The sequence below is a fragment of the Rhodococcus sp. IEGM 1330 genome (genome assembly GCF_033142445.1).
Taxonomy (GTDB): Bacteria; Actinomycetota; Actinomycetes; order Mycobacteriales; family Mycobacteriaceae; genus Rhodococcoides.
This window is the reverse complement of record NZ_JAWLSB010000001.1, coordinates 472712-486869: the sequence shown is the minus strand read 5'-3', so window position 1 is coordinate 486869 and position 14158 is coordinate 472712. Positions and strand designations below refer to the sequence as shown.

Here is a 14158-nt window from a genome sequence, read left to right as displayed (position 1 = left end):
GATAGGCGCGATGACTGATTCTTAGTGCACTTCTCCTGCAGCGTCGCAGGAATCCTGCCCTGTTGCTTCCGCGAGGTGCCCACCCATGTCCCTCAAGCCCACCACACGCAAACGTGTCCATCCTGTCGACGAAGTTCTCCCCGTTCCGAAACTTGCCGCCTACGGGTTCCAACATGTCGTCGCGTTCTACGCAGGCGCTGTCTTGGTGCCGATCATCATCGGCAGCGCGATCGGACTGACCAACGAACAGTTGATCCACCTGATCAATGCGGATCTGTTCACCTGCGGCATCGCATCGATCATTCAATCGGTCGGATTCTGGAAGGTCGGTGTCCGCCTGCCACTCCTGCAGGGCGTGACGTTCGCCGGTGTCTCTCCGGTGATCGCGATCGCGATGGCGAACGGCGGCGGCACCGAGGGGTTGCTGTACGTCTACGGTGCCGTCATCGTCGCCGGTCTCGTCACGTTCTTCATGGCTCCGTACTTCAGTAGGCTGCTGCGCTTCTTCCCACCGGTGGTGACCGGTACCGTCATCACGATCATCGGCGTGGCGCTCCTCCCGGTGGCCGTCAACGATGCGGTGACCAATCCTGCTACGCACGAGCAAGATCCGACCAATGGACGGTGGATGGCGTACGCGATCGGCACGCTGCTGATCATCGTGCTCATCCAGCGTTTCTTCAAGGGCTTCATGGCCACCATCGCCGTGTTGCTCGGCCTGGTGATCGGTAGCGCCGTCGCATTCGTACTGGGAGACATGAACTTCGACGGCACCTCGGAGGCGTCGTGGGTCGGCTTCACACAGCCCTTCCTGTTCGGTGTGCCCAAATTCAGTGTCGTCGCGATTATTTCGATGATCGTCGTCATGCTGATCATCGCCGTCGAAACCACCGGCAGCGTGTATGCGACGGGTGAGATCGTCGGCAAGCGCATCAAGAAGGACGACATCGCGGCGACTCTGCGCGCGGACGGAGTGGCCACCGTCATCGGCGGTACGTTCAACTCGTTCCCGTACACGGCCTTCTCGGAGAACGTCGGCCTGGTCCGCCTGACCGGTGTGCGCAGCCGCTGGGTGGTGGCCACGGCCGGCGGCATCATGATCCTGCTGGGCCTGCTTCCCAAAACGGCAGCCGTCGTGGCATCGATCCCGCCGCCTGTACTCGGCGGAGCCGCGCTCGCGCTGTTCGCGACCGTCGCCGTGGTCGGAATCCAGACTCTGTCGAAGGTGGATTTCACCGATCACCGCAACCTGATCATCGTCGCCACGAGCCTCGGGCTCGCGATGCTCGTGACCATTCAACCGACGGTCTCCGAGGGTGTGCCCGCTTGGCTGGAAATGTTGTTCGGCAGTGGCATCGTTCTCGGCGCGGTCTCGGCAATCGTGCTCAACGTCTTGTTCTTCCACATCGGCAATCGCGGGCAGGCCGTCGCCGGTGGTCCGGGTAAGGGCATCACCCTCGACAAGGTCAACGAGATGTCCTCCGAGGACTTCGCTGCCACATTCGGAGGCTTGGTGCAGGGCACGCCGTGGGTGATCGAACGCGCCTACCAGCAGCGGCCTTTCGCCGATGCGCACGGTCTGCGCGAGGCATTCCAGGAGGCACTGTTGGCCGGCACCACCGAGGAACAGATCGAGCTGATCAGCAGCTACCCCGATCTCGGTAGCGAGGACGCCACTGGCACCCTCAACGCAGCGGACCACGTCGGCTTGTCCAACCTGGAGGAGGACGAGCACGACAACATCGTGCAACTCGCCGCCGAATACCGCGAGCACTTCGGCTTCCCGCTGGTGATCTGTGCACGGGAGACGGAGCGTTACGATCGAGTCCTGGCCAACGGGTGGTCGCGCGTCGAGAATGCACCGTCGGCGGAGCGGTCGTTCGCGATGATAGAGATCGCCAAGATCGCGAACTACCGGTTCGACGATCTCGTGGCCGATGCCAACCCGATCGCGGCCGCGCGGTTCGGTCGCATCAACGACTTCAGATAGCGAGCGGGATGTGCTTCACGAATGGATAGGGCTCGACGGGTTCAATCGGCTCAGTGATCGGCAGGCGATGCATGCACTCTACGAGTGCTGCGCATCGTCGATCTGGGCCCGTCGAGTCGCCCAGGGTCGCCCCTTCGACAGTCGAGACATGCTGTTGGACAGGGCCGATCGAGTGCTTGCCGAGCTACCCGAGGCGGAGATCGATCATGCGCTCGACGGTCACCCCAGGATCGGCGGCAAGGCTGACAACCCGTCGTCGAAACGCGAGCAGGCCGCGGTGACGACCGCGGGCACCGAGGTGCTCGACAAGTTGGCGGCGGGAAATAGTTCCTACGAGGAGAAGTTCGGGCACGTCTACCTGGTGTGCGCCACCGGCAGATCCGCGGAGGACCTGCTCGCTATCCTCGAGGAGAGGCTCGACAACGATGCCGAAACCGAAAGACGGGTGCTCCGCGTGGAACTGGCCAAGATCAACCGAATTCGCCTCGGCCGCATGCTGGGTCCCGAGCAGTGACCGGATTGTCGACGCACGTCCTCGACGCCACCGCGGGGACACCGGCGGTGGGGATGCGGGTGCGGTTGTTCCATCCCGAGAAGGGCGAGATCTCCACGGCCACCACCGATGGAGACGGCCGAATCGGCGAGGTCGTGCCCGGTCCGATCGATCCGGGCGTGTACCGCCTCTCGTTCGACACCGGCGATTACTTCGAGGCGACGTCGACACCGAACTTCTACCCCGAGGTGTCCATCTCGTTCACCGTCACCGATCCCGATGCCCACTATCACGTCCCATTGCTGTTGTCCCCCTTCGCTTATTCGACCTATCGCGGGAGCTGACATGACCGACCTGACCGGAAAGATCGTCCTCGGATCCAACCAGTACGGCAAGGCGGAGAACCGCGTGGTGCGGATCTATCGGGACTCGCCTCGGCACGAGATCCACGACATCAACGTGTCCAGCGCTCTGCGCGGCGACTTCTCTCCCGCGCACCTGGTGGGCGATCAGTCCAATGTCCTTCCCACCGACACCCAGAAGCAGACCGCGTACGCATACGCGAAGACCAAGGGATTGCTGCACCTGGAGAGCTACGGCCTCGATCTGGCTCGCCACTTCGTCGACGATGTGGAGCCTGTGGAAGGTGCCCGCATCGAACTCGAGGAGTACGCCTGGGCTCGCGCGGTGATCGACGGCGTCGAGCACGATCACACGTGGACACGCAAGGGTGAGGAGATCCGTACGTCGGCGGTGACCGTCGAGGGCAAGGGCGATGCGCAGCAGACGTGGGTGATCAGCGGCTTCAAGGAGATGGTGATTCTCAAGTCCACGGGCTCGGAGTTCCACGGTTTCCTCGAGGACGACCTGACGATTCTCGAGCCCACGACCGACCGGGTGATGGCGACATCACTGACAGCGCAGTGGCGATACACCACCACCGACGTCGAGTGGGACGCCGTCTACGCGGGCGTGAAGGCAGCGATGATCGAACGGTTCGCCAATCTGCAGTCGCTGGCCCTTCAGCAGACTCTGTACGCCATGGGCGAGGCGGTGCTGGAGAAGTATCCGTTCATCGCCGAGATCACGATGTCGGCACCGAACAAGCATCACTTCGTCTACGACCTGGGCAAGTTCGGCATCGAGAACAATCTCGAGGTGTTCAACGCGGACGATCGGCCGTACGGTCTGATTCAGGCAACCGTCGAGCGCGAGGATGCCCCGGACGCCGGAAGTGCCTGGCGGACATATTCTGTCGTCGGATAGAGCGCCGAGCTCACGTGTGCAGCGCCGCAGTCCACTCCACCAACGGGGTCAGGGCCCGCCAGGCGTCGCGCACCTTCGTCGCGGCCTTGGGTGTCTCCAGCCAGGCGGGTGAGCCGAAATGCTTACCTGCGGTGAGTGACTTGTGGCGCAAAAGGTCGATGCGCGGGTGATCGAGCTCGTATCCCCGCGGCTTGGTCTTGAGCTTGTCGCCGCCGATCTCGTATCCGGCCTTCGTCAGCGTCGCCAGTATCCGCTCGAGTTCGGCTCCGCGGACGTCGTCGTCGACGGTGCGGCGGTAGCGGGCAACACCCTCGGTCGATGAGTCGTAGAAGCCGCCTGCGACGAACAACCCAGCGGGGTCGATCTGGACGTAGTAGCCCAGACTGTCGCCGCGAGCAACGAATCCGCCCTGATGGGTCTTGTACGGGGTCTTGTCCTTGGAGAAGCGAACGTCACGGTAGGGGCGGAAGACCTTGGCAGTACCGAACTCCGGTTCCAGTGCCGCGAGCAACGCCGTCATCGGCCCCTTGACCGCATTGTCGTAGACATCCTTGTGCTCGTTCCACCAGAGCTTGCTGTTGTCGGCTTCGAGATCCTCGTAGAAATCCAGGGCCGCGAAGGGTATTCCGGTGAAGCCAGTCATCGTTCGATCCTATGCGGCCCCGGTGGCCGACGAACGCGGGATGGATTGAAGCGCGAGGTAGACATCGAGTCGGTCCGAGGTGGAACCCAGATCGCGGCCCAGCAACTCCTCGACTCGCTTGATTCGGTAGCGCACGGTGTTGAGGTGGACGTGCAACGACTCGGCCGTTCGGTTCCACGATCCACCGGTGGCCAGGAACTCGCGGAGGGTATCGGTCAGACCGGCATCGGTACGCCGGTCGTAGTCGAGTAGCGGAGCGAGAACGTGTTCGACGAAGGACCGACGCACGTCGTCCGGCAGTGCCGAGAGCATCGACACCGCCGAGGTCAGTTGCGCACCCGCGGTGACGGTCACCGGGCTGGACCCTTGCCTGCTGACTTCGAGCGCGTGGCGGGCAGATCGCAGCGCACCGTCGACGGTGATCCCGGTTGCTTCGGAACTGACGCCCACCAGCAGACGGCTGTGTCCGATGCCGGAACCCAAGCGAGTCAATCGGGTTCGCAGTGTCCGAGTGAAGTTCGGATCGTCGGTGTTCACAACAGCGACGATGTCGCCGTGCGTGCTGCACCCGACGCAGCCGCCACCGAAGGAGGTCAACGTGTCGCTGAGAACCGTACGCAGCATCTCACGCAGGTCGATCCGTCCGCTGTGGACGACCCTGACCACGACCAGCGAGCGGTTCGGGTCGACGCCTGCCTGACGCAGCCGCGTCATGGCTTCGGGTCTGCTGCTGTCGGCCTCGATCAACGCCACTGCCTGGTCGGCGATTTCGCGTCGGACCAGCCGTCCCTCCTCGCGTCGAGCACGATCGAGCGCGGCGATGGCCGCGAGCTGGCCGAACGCATCGGAGATGGCGGGTGGGAACGTCGCCATGTCTCCCGCCACCGCGAGAAACCATCGGGTGGTCCGCTGCACGAGCGACGGCCCGATGCCGAAGATGCTGTACGCACCGCCGTCACTGAGAGTGGTTGTCGTGGGCAGTCTTTCGGAGGAGAGCGCAGCGTGCGTCAGCGTATCCACGTCGGCATCGGAGAATGCCGAGACCTCGGCCACCAGCCGACGTCCGGTCGCCGTGAAGATCAGACACGCCATCCCGGTTTCCCTCGAGGTGTGCAGCGCCAACTCGTCGAGCGCTCTGCCGTCTGCGATCGCGGTGAGCAGCTGGCGTTGCCGGACGAGCGAGGTGTTCAGCGAGGCTATACGGTCTCCGGTGACACGGCCGACGAGAAACTCGGTCACCTCGCCGAACGAGACGGTCTCGGGTACCGCGAGCAGGGGCAGCCCGTGCCGCTCGCAGGCGTCGATCAGATCGGGTGGGACATGCCCCAGCAATCCTTCTCCGGCAGCCAGTGCCGAGGCTCCTGATTCGGCGACGGCCTGGACGAACATCTCACTGTCTGCGGGTGTTCGATGCCACACGAGACCGGTGATGACCAGCTCGCCACCCGCGATGTAGCGCGACGGGTCCGGCAGATCGGTCGTGTACGTCCATCGCAGCGTGCGACCCAGGGCGTCCGGATCGGAGGTGAGCAATCGAATGCCGAGCTGCGTGGCGTCGAGCAAGTCCTTGACCTGCACTGCTGTTCCTCCCCCGGCCCTCGCTGAGCGTGCTCGAAACAGCTGAGCTCGTAGGTGGAAACAGTATGTGTGGGTTGTTTCCTCCGAGTTTCGGGCGTATCGCCGAACGACCGAAGATCGGTAACAGATACTCATTACAGTCGAGACAACACATCGGGTGGTGGATCTGCCGGCGCGGTGGATATGCCGGCGAGGACGAGGTGAAACGAAGGCCATGGATCTCGGTACTGTCGACGACATTCTGCTTCCCGGCTCTCGCGCGGACCTTCCGCCCGGTCGCGTGGACACCGCTGTGCTCGCGGGAGGTACCTGGCTGTTCTCGGAGAAACAGGACCATGTGGCCACCCTCGTCGATATCACTGCCTTGGGCTGGGAGCCGTTGACCGTCACCGAGACCGGGCTCGAGATCGCCGCGACGTGCACCATCGAGACACTGGCGCGCTACACCTCTCCGTGGCCGGCTACCGCACTGTTTCCCCGCTGCGCAGAAGCATTGTTGGCCTCGTTCAAGATCTGGAAGACCGCCACCGTCGGCGGCAACATCGCACTGGCCCTGCCTGCCGGTGCGATGATCTCGTTGACCGCGGCTCTCGACGGCGTCGGGCAGGTGTGGTCGGGTGATGGGCCCGATCACGACTACCGCATCGCGATCGCAGATCTGGTCACGGGCCCACAGACCAATGCCCTGCGCCCGGGGGACGTGCTGCGCAGCATCGAGATTCCGCTACACGCACTCCAGTCGAGAACGGCGATGCGCAAGCTCTCACTGTCACCGCTCGGGCGATCGGCCGCCGTGGTGATCGGGCGGGTCGACGAGGGCGGCGAATTCGTTCTGACCGTCAGCGCGTCGACCGTCCGTCCGTTCGTTCTCCGCTTCCCGAGTCTGCCGACGGCGCGCGAACTCGACGACGCACTCGCCGCCACCATCGGTCCCCAGCACTGGTACGACGACCCTCACGGGGCTCCGGACTGGAGGCATCACATCAGTTCCACTGCAGCGCAGCAGATTCGCGAGGAGTTGTCATGATCGTAGACATCAACGGTGTACCGACCGATGTCACTCCACGGCCCGGTCAGTGTCTGCGCACCATGCTCCGTGAACACGACCACTTCGAGGTGAAGAAAGGGTGCGACGCGGGCGACTGCGGCGCATGTTCGGTTCTGGTCGACGGCGAACCGGTGCATTCGTGCATCTTCCCCGCGTTCCGTGCGGCCAACCGGTCCGTCACCACCGTCGCGGGGCTCGGTACACCGGACGATCTCCATCCGATGCAGAGCCGGTTCGTCGAAGCCGCCGGTTTCCAGTGTGGATTCTGCACTGCGGGAATGGTCGTCACCGCATCGACGCTGACCGAGGAAGATCTGGACGAGCTTCCCGAACGGCTGAAGGGAAACCTGTGTCGCTGCACCGGGTATCGCGCCGTGTCCGACGCCGTCTGCGGGGTGGTCAACACCGAGAAGTCCGTCGACGGTCCGGCGTGTGGACGGTCCCTCGCAGCACCCGCCAGCACGCGCATCGTCACCGGAACCGAGCCCTACACACTCGACCACACCCCTCCCGGGTTGCTGCACGCCAGTGTTCTCGGAAGTCCACACGCGCATGCCCGGATTGTCTCCATCGATACCACCGCGGCGGAGCAGGTGCCGGGGGTGCATCTGATCCTGACTGCGAAAGACAGTCCGGCAACGGCATTCTCGACGGCCCGCCACGACCGCCGCGTCGACGATCCGGACGACACCCATGTTCTCGATACCGTCGTGCGCTTCATCGGCCAGCGGGTGGCAGTCGTGGTCGCAGAATCGGTTGCAGCAGCCGAGGAGGGGTGCCGCGCTCTCGTCGTGGAGTACGACGTGCTGCCCGCAGTGTTCGATCCGGAGTCCTCACTCGCACCCGATGCGCCGAAGATCCACGGCGACAAGGACGCGACGGCTCGGATCGCGGATCCGTCTCGCAACCTGGTGGCCGAGCTGCACGGCAGTACCGGGGACGTCGACGCTGCCGTTCGCGGCGCAGCGGCGGTGGTCACCGGCCGCTGGACCACTCAGCGGATTCAGCACGTACACCTGGAAACCCACGGCACCATCGGCTGGTTGGACGAGACGGGAAAGCTGAATCTGCGCACCAGCACTCAGGTTCCGTTTCTGGTGCGCGACGAGATCTGCGAGATCTTCGGTTTGGCGCGCGATCGCGTTCGCGTGTTCACTGCGCGCGTCGGCGGCGGATTCGGCGGCAAGCAGGAATTGCTCACCGAAGACGTGGTGACGCTGGCGGTACTGCGTACCGGTCGACCGGTGCAGTTCGAGTTCACGCGCACGGACGAGTTCACCGTCGCACCGTGCCGTCATCCCTTCCGCGTCGACGTCACGGCCGCCGCAAGCGCAGACGGCACACTGACCGCCCTGTCGATCGACGTTCTCACCGACGCTGGTGCCTACGGGAACCACAGTGCCGGCGTGATGTTCCACGGCTGCGGCGAGTCGGTGGCGATCTACCGGTGTGCCAACAAGCGAGTCGACGCGAAAACCGTGTACACCAACAACATCCCGTCCGGAGCCTTCCGTGGCTACGGGTTGGGACAGGTGATGTTCGCGATCGAATCGGCGATGGACGACCTGGCGCGAGAGATCGACGTCGACCCGTTCGAGTTCCGCAGACGCAACGTGATCGTCCCCGGCGACGACATCGTCGCCGCCCACCACGAGGGAGACGACCTGCAGTTCGGCAGCTACGGCCTCGACCAGTGCATCGACCTCGCCGAAGCCGCTCTGCGACGGGGCAACGGCGAGCACGCACCGGCGGGCTGGAAGGTCGGCGAAGGAATGGCGGTGTCCATGATCGCGACCATTCCGCCGCGTGGCCACCGCGCCGAGACTTCGGTGGCGTTGCTGCCCGAGGGTCGGTACGAGATACGCGTCGGGACTGCAGAATTCGGCAACGGAACCACGACCGTCCACACTCAGATCGCGGCGAGTGAACTGGGCACGTCCGTCGACCGCGTCGGAGTCGATCAGTCCGACACCGACTCGGTCACATACGACACGGGCGCATTCGGTTCGGCGGGCACCGTGGTGGCAGGCAAAGCCCTGTATGCGGCGGTTCGCGCGATGTCGGCTCGGATCCTGGAGTTGGCCGCCACCGCGACCGGACACCGGAATTCGGACTGCACACTCGGACCGGAGGGCGTGCGCTGCGGAGATCGCTTCGTCACCCTCGACGACATTCTGACGATGGCAGGCGGCACCCTCGTCACCGTGGGCAACAGTGGCGGGCTGCCGCGTTCGCTCGCGTTCAACGTGCACGCATTCCGGGTGGCGGTGCAGGAGGACACCGGTACCGTGAAAATACTGCAGTCGGTGCAGAGCGCGGACGCAGGAACCGTGATGAACCCGCAGCAGTGCCGTGGGCAGGTCGAGGGCGGCGTCGCACAGGCGATCGGTAGCGCACTGTACGAGGAGATCCGCACCGACGGTGCCGGTCTGGTCACCACCGATTCGATTCGTAGCTACCACGTTCCGCAGTTCGCGGACATTCCTCGCACCGAAGTGCTGTTCGCCGACACCTACGACCGTCTGGGCCCGTTCGGCGCGAAGTCGATGAGCGAGTCTCCGTACAATCCCGTGGCACCGGCCTTGGCCAACGCCATCCGTGACGCCGTCGGTGCCCGACTGTACGACCTACCCATGTCGTCGGACCGGGTGTGGCGGGCGGTCAGCGGTCGTAGAACGTCTGCAGAATGATCGTGCTGCGCGTCTGCACGTTGGCGGTTGCGCGGATCTCCTGAAGCAAGCGCTCCAGCGCCCTCGGCGACTCGACTCGCACCAGCAGGACGTAGCTTTCCTCACCGGCTACCGAGTGGCACGACTCGATGGCCGACAGATGCTTCAACCTGGCCGGGGCATCGTCCGGTTGGGCCGGATCGATCGGAGTGATGGCGACGAACGCCGACAGCGGCCGGCCGAGGGCCTCCGGATCGACCTGCGCCGTGTACCCACGGATGACACGTCGGGATTCCAGCCGTCGAACTCTGGATTGAACGGCCGAGACGGACAGGGAAGCCTTCTCCGCCAACGTCGCCAAAGTAGCGCGGCCGTCGGAAACAAGCTCGTCGATGATCAAGCGATCGACGCGATCGAGATTTTCACTCACCTGCGCAATGTAGCCCAGATCCGAGACGAATCAGCGCCCACATCCGTTTCTGCTGGTCGAATCGGTGCTTACGCCTCTTTCTGTTCGAGTAGCCGAGATCACACGAAGAGCGGCGGTAGGGCGAGAACCATGACCGCAGACCAACTGACGTGCGTCAGGATCGGTGCCAGTATTCCGCCGGACGCGCGCCGCTGCAGGCCCATCACGTAGCCCAGAAGCACCGCGGCGAAGCCGAGCATCGGGTTGCCCGACGCGAGGGTGGCGATCGCGTAGACCACCGTCGAGATGATCACCGGACGCTTGACGCCGATGGCCGAGTACAGCGCGCCTCGGAAGAAGATCTCCTCGGCCACGCCGTTGAGCAGCGCGATGAACACGATGAGCACCAGCGAACCCACCCGGGCGTGCGCGAGTACGTTCTCGGTGAAGTCGGCGAGCGGCGGAATCTGCCGCACCACGAGACCGCCGAGCATGAACACTCCGCCGACGGCGAGACCGATGAGGATGGGCGTGACGATCGGCCGCCTGATCGATCCCCCGACCTGGATGCGTCCGAGATGCAGTGGGCCCGAGAGGAATCCGCCGACCGTCCAGACTGCCGCCAACACAAGGGTCAGTGCGTAGAACGCGGGATCCCCCGGCTCGACCTTGAGCGAGAAGTAGAGCACCGTGGCACCGATCACCAGTGTGATCAGCACGATGATTCGCCGCCTACGGAACGCCGCGTCGGACTCTTTGTGATCGCGCTCGACCGGGTCGACCAGAGCGGACTTCATCACGTTGAGCGCGGTCGTGGACCACGTTCCCATCACGCCTCCTCGGTATCGGTCAGTCGGCGCACGGCCGACCTCGCCCGTCGATTCACGTCGGCTATCACGTCGAGATTGGTACGCACCGCTGCCGCAATGGGCTTCGAATACAGCAGTCGACGCCCACCGAGGGCTTCGATCAACCCCCAGGTGCGGTCCGAGGACGCCGCGACACCGCGACGTCTGATCCCCAGAGCGTCACCACCGCTCCACGCTGCGTCGGTGCTCGCCAACCGAAGCGGATCTTTCAGCGCACACACACCGGGAGGGTCACCGACCATTCCCCGCACACTACGGGCCATGGCGTCGGCAATCGTGGTGAGACCTCGGGGAGGGTCGGGAACGAGCTCACGAATCCGACTTTCCGACGTCGTCATCGTGTTGTGCAGCGACCCGACGAGATCTTCGGCGAGTCCGGCGGGAACCGGAATGATCTTTCCGATGACCTTGCCTGCGAGTGAGGTAGGCACCAGCGGCACCGGAACGCCGATGCGCTGGAGGCCGGCAGCTTCGACGTACGCGAACACCAGATCTCGATACGGCACCGCATCCGGCCCACCGATGTCGTAGGAGCCCGCGGGAACTGCGTCGGCGTCGGCGGATGCGAGCAGGTAGTGCAGCACGTCGTCGACGGCAATGGGCTGCACGGGCTCGGCGAGCCAACTCGGCAGCGGCAGCACCGGCAAGCGGTCGGCGAGGTAACGCAACATCTCGTACGACGTCGAACCTGCACCCAGGACGATGGCCGCTCTGAGCCAGACCAGCTCGACGCCGTCCACCGTCAGAGCCTCGCCGACGTCCGCCCGGCTCGCGAGGTGCTCCGAAAGGTGGTCGTCGTCGGGTACGAAACCGCCGAGATAGACGATTCGGCGTACTCCCGCCCGCGCGGCCGCCGCAGCGAACTGCTCGGCGGACCGGCGGTCCTGCGCGCGGTAATCGGACTCGCCGATGGCGTGCACGAGGTAGTAGGCCACATCGATGTCGCCGGATTCTGCGAACGCGGCAGCACAGGACTGTTCGTCGGTGACGTCGAGCGAGACTGCGGTGACGGAGTCGAAGAAGTCGAAGGTCCGCAGGTTGACCGGCGTTCGGGAGCCGACGACGACGTCGGCCTCGTCGGCCAGCAGAGCTGCCACCAACCGCGACCCGATGTACCCACTGGCACCGGTGACGAGAGCTCTCATGCTTCGAGGCTAACGGCAGTCGGGGCGTTGCGTCGGTGTGGCATTGTCGCTCCTATGGCTCTTGTCTTGGCAGGCGTGGTTCTCCCCGATCCCCTCGGTACCGAAACGGTGCTCCGGCGCGGAGTCGCGGTGGCGCGGGTCGGTGTGAGCTGGATGTTCACCACGACCGAGTTCGCGCTTACCCTGCCCAGCCGAATCGAAGCACTGCTGAACCACATAGAGACATTGATGACACGAATCGATCGAGTGATCGATTCGGCCGACGCAGTCGTCGCCAGTGTGCAGCGGACGACCGGTGCCGCCGACGAGGTCGTCGCATCGGCATCGGTCGCCTCGCACACTGCACTCGAGCTGATCGAACTGTTCGATCCCATCGCCAAGCAGGCCGAGCCCATGGCGCGGAAGTTCGTGGACAACCTGTCCGACGAAGAGGTCGACGCCGCCATAGCCATGGTCGACCAGCTGCCCGGCCTCCTGGATCACATGGAGGCCCTGCTTCCCATTCTCGCCACCCTCGACTCGGTGTCCCCCGAGATTCACGAGCTCCTCGGAGTCACCAAAGATGTACGACGCGCTGTGATCGGCATCCCCGGGTTCAAGTTCTTCCGAAACCGAGGCGAGGACAAACTGAACGACGAAGAGCGCTCCGAGGACTGACCGCTACTTGACGAAGGCGAAATCTTCACCTGCGTGGAAACGTGCCAGGGTCTCCGAAACAGATCGTCGTGATGGCGGGTGAAATGCGAAGGCGTGCAATGCCGCTGCGACGTAGCCGATTTCAGGTGACTTGATGAAGCCGATCCCGCCGAGCGATTCGACGGCAGCCGAACTACTGCGGACCAGTGCGTCGCGTATCGCGATGCGGTTGAACAACAAGTTCACCGAGATGTCCTGTCCGCGTTCGCCTTCGTCGAAGGCGCGGGCCACGTTCTCGATAGCCGCCATGGATGTCTCGAGTTCGGCCGCCGCCCGAACGTAACCCTCGTAGTCGCCCTTGTCCTGCTCGATCATCCGCTCGAGCAGGGAGGTCGCTGCACCGATGTAGTTGGCGGAGATCAACATGCCGAACCAGAGGTAACCGGTCATCTCGTGTACGCCATCCGGATCGTCGTCCTTGTTGGGCAGGACCAGGCTCGCGGGCACTTCGACGTCTTCGAGCAGGACTTCTTCACTTTGCGCGCCGGCCAGAATGTCGGTGGTCCAGAACGGCTTCACGCTCATACCCGGCAGGCTGGCCGGAATCAGAGCGACGGCGCGGTCACCGGAGTCGATCTCGACACTGCAGGTCAGCAAGTCCATCGAACGAGCCAGACTGCACGGCTTCTTGCTTCCGTTGACGATGTAGTTGTCGCCCTTCTTCACGGCTGTCATCGTCGGAATGAACACACTCCCGCCGGTGACGCCCTCGGAGAATCCGGAAGCGACGATCGCCTTCTGTTCGACCAATCCCTTGATCAACGCGCGGTCGTCATCGGTGGCACCGCGAGCGAATTCCGTCAGGGATGCGAGTGAGAGATGGTGCATCGTGGTTCCCGCGCCGAGCGAGGGCGAGCGAGACCCGATGGCCCTTTGCGCCCGGACCGCGTCGATGGCCGGAGCGCCGAGACCGCCCAGTTCGCCCGGGACCACCAAACCGGTACCGCCGAATTCTCGAAACTTGTCGATCGCGTCCGAATCGCGCGACTCGAGCTTGGCCAATGGGGTTGTGTCCAGATAGTGCAGCAAACCTGGCATGTACTTCTCGAGCGTTTCCCTTTCGTGCACCATTAGTCCAGTCACAGTTCATCTCCTTGTATCACTAATCGATTGTGTGCCACTGATTGATTGTGTGCCACTAATTGATTGCGGGATCGACTTATTTGTACCATCAGCTGATCGGGACAAATAGGTAGAATACTCATATGCACAACGGTAGAGCAGGTGAATTCGCACTGGACGTCGACAATACCCCGCGACCTGCGCAGATAAACTAAAGATATCGTAAAGTTTGCACTGCGAAAAGAACCCAGATCATTTTTTCGGACCGATTTACCAACCGATTTCCGCTG

13 protein-coding genes are annotated in these 14158 nt (G+C 63.8%); 7 read left to right on the top strand and 6 right to left on the bottom strand.

Annotated features, from left to right (window positions below):
- Window positions 1-85: 85 nt before the first annotated feature.
- From uraD (R4P57_RS02145) to pucL, 4 genes are read left to right on the top strand one after another with little or no spacing between them, the layout of a single operon-like run.
- Entirely contained in the window at window positions 86-1990 is a 1905-nt protein-coding gene (gene uraD, locus R4P57_RS02145; RefSeq protein ID WP_317801269.1) for a 2-oxo-4-hydroxy-4-carboxy-5-ureidoimidazoline decarboxylase, read from the top strand.
- A 10-nt stretch (window positions 1991-2000) separates the two neighbouring features.
- Window positions 2001-2504, top strand: a complete 504-nt coding sequence (gene uraD, locus R4P57_RS02140) for a 2-oxo-4-hydroxy-4-carboxy-5-ureidoimidazoline decarboxylase (protein WP_317801268.1) — start codon at window positions 2001-2003, stop codon at window positions 2502-2504.
- Complete coding sequence (gene uraH / locus R4P57_RS02135) at window positions 2501-2827, top strand: hydroxyisourate hydrolase (protein ID WP_317801267.1); 327 nt, start codon at window positions 2501-2503, stop codon at window positions 2825-2827. Before uraD (R4P57_RS02140) ends, uraH begins: the two co-directional genes overlap by 4 nt.
- 1 nt (window position 2828) lies before the next feature.
- The gene (pucL, locus tag R4P57_RS02130; RefSeq protein WP_032397428.1) at window positions 2829-3749 is read left to right on the top strand and encodes a factor-independent urate hydroxylase; all 921 of its coding nucleotides are present in this window, start codon (window positions 2829-2831) and stop codon (window positions 3747-3749) included.
- Between the two features lie 10 nt (window positions 3750-3759).
- On the opposite strand, the gene R4P57_RS02125 is transcribed toward pucL, so the two are convergent.
- Both R4P57_RS02125 and R4P57_RS02120 read right to left on the bottom strand, forming a co-directional pair.
- On the bottom strand, window positions 3760-4392 hold the full coding sequence (locus R4P57_RS02125) for a DUF2461 domain-containing protein (RefSeq protein WP_317801266.1): 633 nt from the start codon (window positions 4390-4392) through the stop codon (window positions 3760-3762).
- A gap of 9 nt (window positions 4393-4401) precedes the next feature.
- Entirely contained in the window at window positions 4402-5970 is a 1569-nt protein-coding gene (locus R4P57_RS02120; protein ID WP_317801265.1) for a PucR family transcriptional regulator, read from the bottom strand.
- Window positions 5971-6184: 214 nt separating this feature from the next.
- On the opposite strand from R4P57_RS02120, the gene R4P57_RS02115 reads away from it, so the two are divergent.
- Together R4P57_RS02115 and R4P57_RS02110 are read left to right on the top strand one after the other, a co-directional pair.
- Entirely contained in the window at window positions 6185-6997 is an 813-nt protein-coding gene (locus R4P57_RS02115) for an FAD binding domain-containing protein (protein WP_317801264.1), read from the top strand.
- Window positions 6994-9708: a molybdopterin-dependent oxidoreductase gene (locus tag R4P57_RS02110; protein WP_317801261.1), complete on the top strand. Its 2715-nt coding sequence runs from the start codon at window positions 6994-6996 to the stop codon at window positions 9706-9708. The genes R4P57_RS02115 and R4P57_RS02110 overlap by 4 nt, the downstream gene beginning before the upstream one ends.
- On the opposite strand, the gene R4P57_RS02105 is transcribed toward R4P57_RS02110, so the two are convergent.
- The 3 genes from R4P57_RS02105 to R4P57_RS02095 form a co-directional block, all read right to left on the bottom strand.
- Window positions 9680-10117 carry an Lrp/AsnC family transcriptional regulator gene (locus R4P57_RS02105; RefSeq protein WP_032376860.1) on the bottom strand — a complete coding sequence of 146 codons (438 nt, stop codon included), beginning with the start codon at window positions 10115-10117 and terminating at the stop codon, window positions 9680-9682. The two genes, R4P57_RS02110 and R4P57_RS02105, sit on opposite strands and share 29 nt — an antisense overlap.
- Window positions 10118-10215: 98 nt before the next feature.
- Window positions 10216-10926, bottom strand: a complete 711-nt coding sequence (locus tag R4P57_RS02100; protein ID WP_317801259.1) for a type II CAAX endopeptidase family protein — start codon at window positions 10924-10926, stop codon at window positions 10216-10218.
- Window positions 10926-12110, bottom strand: coding sequence for an NAD(P)H-binding protein (locus tag R4P57_RS02095; protein ID WP_317801257.1), 1185 nt, complete (start codon window positions 12108-12110; stop codon window positions 10926-10928). Before R4P57_RS02095 ends, R4P57_RS02100 begins: the two co-directional genes overlap by 1 nt.
- Before the next feature lie 54 nt (window positions 12111-12164).
- Here R4P57_RS02095 and R4P57_RS02090 point away from each other — a divergent pair, with 54 nt between their 5' ends.
- Window positions 12165-12767, top strand: coding sequence for a ribulose 1,5-bisphosphate carboxylase large subunit (locus R4P57_RS02090; RefSeq protein ID WP_317801256.1), 603 nt, complete (start codon window positions 12165-12167; stop codon window positions 12765-12767).
- 3 nt (window positions 12768-12770) lie between these two features.
- On the opposite strand, the gene R4P57_RS02085 is transcribed toward R4P57_RS02090, so the two are convergent.
- Window positions 12771-13889, bottom strand: a complete 1119-nt coding sequence (locus R4P57_RS02085) for an acyl-CoA dehydrogenase family protein (protein WP_317801254.1) — start codon at window positions 13887-13889, stop codon at window positions 12771-12773.
- Between the last annotated feature and the right edge of the window lie 269 nt (window positions 13890-14158).

Coding starts and splice junctions, on each gene's coding strand:
- uraD (WP_317801269.1), top strand. CDS start 86: ATGTCCCTCAAGCCCACCACACGCAAACGTGTCCATCCTGTCGACGAA.
- pucL (WP_032397428.1), top strand. CDS start 2,829: ATGACCGACCTGACCGGAAAGATCGTCCTCGGATCCAACCAGTACGGC.
- R4P57_RS02125 (WP_317801266.1), bottom strand. CDS start 4,392: ATGACTGGCTTCACCGGAATACCCTTCGCGGCCCTGGATTTCTACGAG.
- R4P57_RS02115 (WP_317801264.1), top strand. CDS start 6,185: ATGGATCTCGGTACTGTCGACGACATTCTGCTTCCCGGCTCTCGCGCG.
- R4P57_RS02110 (WP_317801261.1), top strand. CDS start 6,994: ATGATCGTAGACATCAACGGTGTACCGACCGATGTCACTCCACGGCCC.
- R4P57_RS02100 (WP_317801259.1), bottom strand. CDS start 10,926: ATGGGAACGTGGTCCACGACCGCGCTCAACGTGATGAAGTCCGCTCTG.
- R4P57_RS02095 (WP_317801257.1), bottom strand. CDS start 12,110: ATGAGAGCTCTCGTCACCGGTGCCAGTGGGTACATCGGGTCGCGGTTG.
- R4P57_RS02090 (WP_317801256.1), top strand. CDS start 12,165: ATGGCTCTTGTCTTGGCAGGCGTGGTTCTCCCCGATCCCCTCGGTACC.